The organism is Sphingomonas sp. 10B4, from assembly GCF_035019905.1.
GTDB classification, from domain to species: domain Bacteria; phylum Pseudomonadota; class Alphaproteobacteria; order Sphingomonadales; family Sphingomonadaceae; genus Sphingomonas; species Sphingomonas glacialis.
On the sequence record NZ_JASJVC010000224.1, the window covers coordinates 1 to 370 of the forward strand.

Below are 370 nucleotides of genomic sequence, written 5' to 3' on the forward strand. Positions count from 1 at the left end.
GGCCAGTGGGCAGCTTGCCCAGCGCCAGCTTGAACCCGGGATCATGCCGCAGCACGTCGAGGTCGTCGGCATCCTCACAGCCACACGCGATCGCCAGCATGCGGGCGCGCAGAATATCATCGAGATCATGGATGACGCGGCTTTGGTCGCGCCGATCAGCGATGCACCCGGCGAGAGCTGCCGCCAATCCCATCCGTCGCTCGGCCTGCGCCAGCAGCAACACCCCACCGTCCGAGGTCAACCGCCCGCAGCGGCGGCCTTGTCTTCCGGAATCAGACGGCCCCTCGTTCAAATCGTAATTACCCACCCCCTACCGGCTATAAGGCAGAGACGGCACCGAGGATGGTCTGGAATGGACTGCCTCCTGCGA

At 64.9% G+C, this 370-nt stretch carries 1 pseudogene; it reads right to left on the reverse strand.

Annotated elements, in window-relative coordinates:
* Window positions 1-247: pseudogene (locus tag QN347_RS19565) on the reverse strand (transposase); the annotation flags it as partial.
* Window positions 248-370: the final 123 nt, after the last annotated feature.